Raw genomic sequence first — 1,508 nt, 5'->3', positions numbered from 1 at the left:
GACCGCTCACCTGCGGAAACATCTCAATCCCGGACCTTGCGTCAGCCCTGACCGCAGAGGCCCCGCTGGAACACTCCAGCGGGGCCTCTGCATTTCATTCTTCATTCCCTCCGAGACAGGCGACCTACTCCGGAGGAATTCGCTGAATAACTGGATTTGCAGACAATCCAGGAATTTCAGCGATCAGCCGAGAATGTGCCGCTCTCAGAAAAATGAGAATCTCTCGTACGAGTTCCTCGCGTCCCACGAACGCCTGCACAGGACGCTTCGATGAGCTCACCGCGATGAGATCACCATCCTGGCGCAGATGAATAACCTCCTCGCTTTCCGTAAACCCGAACGCAGCATCCTCACCCAACGAGATTCGCTTCGCCGCACCAGAAAGGGACAAGGCCAGGTCGACGAGCGTCACAAATCTCTTCTTTGAGACGACCTCGGTGTCATCAACCGCCAGTTCGAAGTTCACCCCGAAGTACTTGTAGCGGAGGTCCATCTCCGTGGCGGCAGCCGGATCGCCCTGCTTGGCGGCGTCCCAGGTCTTAATCCAGGCTGAACCCGGCTCCGGGAGATAGAAGGAGACATGAATCACGTTTTTCCTCACTTGCTGCCCACTAGTACGGAAACGCCGTCACGATTTTTCCGTCGTTAACGATTACGCGGACGCCAGTTAGCTCGCCGCCACCATTTGCCGAACCAGCCCTCCCAACAGGGGTTCCGAAATCTCACTCGTAGATCTGGCCAGGGCGCGCTGCACCTGTAACAGGATCCGGAGTGTTGGGCTTAGGCGTTCCGAGATTGATTGTGTCGGCTATTCGCTGGCGAACATGCTTCGCCTTGCCGGTAAAGATTCCAGCCGCGTCGTCCACCAGTGCACCTCCGGGCCGGTGACGGTCAACGATGTGCTGCCAGTCTCCATTATCCAGAGCCGCGGTTCCGCACAAGCCATTCGAGTTATGCACCAATACCGGCGTAGCCCCCGCCAGCACATAGTGAGTCTTTCCCGGTAAGCGCCCGTCGCTCGCTGTGATCGCGATGCTTGCGCTGCGGCCCGTGCGGTCCCCAAGTCCGGGCAGACGTAAGGCCCCTGGTAGGAACGATCTTGCGACGGATTGTTCTGACCGAGGGGCCTCACGTGCCGACCAGTGTCACATACACCGCGGTGCTCGATGTGAAGCGGTCCACCGCCGAGCACCTGGCCCGGCTGCTGCGCGATCACCGCGTCGCGGCCGGAACCCGCAGGGGCAGGCGTGCGCTGGGCTGCTTCCCGCAGGCGGTGCTCGTCCTGCGCTGGTTCATCGACGGCACCCGCCTTTCCCAACTCGCCCGCGACAACGGCCTGTCGGCCTCCACCGCATACCGCTACCTCCATGAGGGGCTGACCGTTCTGGCGGCCGGGGCACCGGACCTCGCCACCGCGTTGGAACGCGCGAAGGCGGCCGGGCTGACGCATCTGAACCTCGACGGCACCGTCATCCGCACCGACCGCGTCGCCGCCCCCGGCCCCAACG

The 1,508-nt window shown here is 62.0% G+C and carries 1 protein-coding gene and 1 pseudogene; one reads left to right on the top strand and one right to left on the bottom strand.

Going from position 1 to position 1,508, the window contains the following annotated elements:
- Nucleotides 1–124 precede the first annotated feature (124 nt).
- Nucleotides 125–589, bottom strand: a complete 465-nt coding sequence (locus tag B9S61_RS16080) for a hypothetical protein (RefSeq protein ID WP_103542875.1) — start codon at nt 587–589, stop codon at nt 125–127.
- Nucleotides 590–1,132: 543 nt separating this feature from the next.
- On the opposite strand from B9S61_RS16080, the pseudogene B9S61_RS16070 reads away from it, so the two are divergent.
- A pseudogene (locus B9S61_RS16070) lies at nt 1,133–1,508 on the top strand (IS5/IS1182 family transposase); the annotation flags it as partial.

Origin of the sequence: Streptomyces sp. SM1 (genome assembly GCF_002910825.1) — a bacterium.
In the GTDB taxonomy this organism is placed as follows: Bacteria; Actinomycetota; Actinomycetes; order Streptomycetales; family Streptomycetaceae; genus Streptomyces; species Streptomyces okerensis.
The sequence above is the reverse complement of the archived record's forward strand: the minus strand, read 5'-3'. Positions and strand labels throughout refer to the sequence as shown.